The organism is Mesorhizobium sp. M8A.F.Ca.ET.021.01.1.1 (assembly GCF_003998025.1).
Taxonomy (GTDB): Bacteria; Pseudomonadota; Alphaproteobacteria; order Rhizobiales; family Rhizobiaceae; genus Mesorhizobium.
The window spans coordinates 1-1,426 of record NZ_RZSJ01000912.1 but is presented as its reverse complement, the minus strand read 5'-3'; the positions used below and the strand labels follow the sequence as shown (position 1 = coordinate 1,426).

Here is a 1,426-nt window from a genome sequence, read left to right as displayed (position 1 = left end):
GCGATCCACAGGGTGCGGCGCAGCCGAGCATTGCCGAATTTGGAAAGGCGGGTCTGGCCCCGATATTGGCCTGACTGCTGTGTCGAGAGGTTCAGCCCGCAGAACTTTGACGGCAGCTACAGTTCGGTGTGGCGGCATGCTCAGAGTTGGGCGGCGGATCGCGGCAGCGCCGAGGCCCACATTCCGCTGAGTTTTGCACCTGGCGAGGCCTACCGGTTCGACTGGAGTCACGAGATCGTCCTGCTCGACGGCGTGACAGTGACAGTGAAGGTCGCGCACATGCGGCTCTGCCACCAGCCGCATGTATTCGTGAGGGCGTATCCGTGCGAGACGCAGGAGATGGTGTTCGACGCGCATGATCCGGCGCCGGGCACGATCCTTTCCATTCCCCGGCGCTGAAGCTAGCTCACGAGCCGGTCGCCGACTGCGCCCGCTATGACAGTCTCAGGAGGACAAACAGCCGTGGAACGCACCGAGGTAATGGAACTGATGGGAGCGCTGAAGCTCTACGGAATGCGCAGCGCCTATGACGAGATCATGGGCGCGTCGCCATCAAGCGACAGCACGAGCCGCCCAGGATTGTCGGTGATCTCTTGCAGGCCGAGATATCGGAGAAGTAGGCCCGCTCCATCAAATACCAGCTCGCCGTCGCCAAGTTGCCGCTGGCCAAGGACTTCGACTTCGCCGGCACGCCGGTCAACGAACCCCGGATGCGCGATCTCGCCGGCGGCGTCTTCGTCGCCGATCATCGCAACGTCGTTCCTGGTCGGCGGAACAGGCACAGGAAAGTCGCATCTGGCGATCGCCATCGCCCGCTCACTCATCCGCAACGCCGCGCGAGGCCGCTTCTTCAACGTCGTCGACCTGTTCAACAGGCTGGAGGCCGAGACCCGCTCCGGCCGCCAGGGCCGCATTGCCGATCACCTGACCCGGCTAGACTTCGTCGTGCTCGATGAGCTCGGCTATCTGCCCTTCGCCCAGGCCGCCGGGCAGTTGCTCTTCCATCTCATCTCGAAACTCTACGAGCGCACCTCGATCCTCATCACTACCAATCTCGCCTTCGGTGAATGGCCGAGCGTCTTCGTCGACGCCAAGATGACCAGCGCGTTGCTCGATCGCCTCACTCACCATTGCGAGATCGTCGAAACCGGAAATGAGTCCTGGCGCTTCAAGAGCCGCTCTCAAACTGAAGCCGAAAGCCAATCAGCCGCGCCCGATCAGGCTGTGCAACCCCAACCAGCTCCGCCTGATCGGGCGCTCACCGCAGCTCGCTGCGCGCCTCGGTGGATAGGTGCCCAACATCGAGATCAATAATCAGCTCGAATGCCTGCCCAAGGTAGCGCATCTCTACCTGGCGCATGCACCTGGCCTTCCCGGAAACACCCAGAAGGCGCTCCGCCTCACGCTGGAGCTGAACGTAAGCCTG

General features: G+C 62.8%; 3 pseudogenes. 2 read left to right on the top strand and 1 reads right to left on the bottom strand.

Annotation, left to right across the window (positions count from 1 at the left end):
* A pseudogene (locus EOA36_RS35375) lies at nt 1–107 on the bottom strand (transposase); the annotation flags it as partial.
* On the opposite strand from EOA36_RS35375, the pseudogene EOA36_RS38670 reads away from it, so the two are divergent.
* Both EOA36_RS38670 and istB read left to right on the top strand, forming a co-directional pair.
* A pseudogene (locus tag EOA36_RS38670) lies at nt 100–366 on the top strand (IS21 family transposase); the annotation flags it as partial. The pseudogenes EOA36_RS35375 and EOA36_RS38670 sit on opposite strands and share 8 nt — an antisense overlap.
* A 96-nt stretch (nt 367–462) precedes the next feature.
* Nucleotides 463–1,314 (top strand): annotated as a pseudogene (gene istB, locus EOA36_RS35365) (IS21-like element helper ATPase IstB).
* The last annotated feature ends 112 nt before the right edge of the window (nt 1,315–1,426 follow it).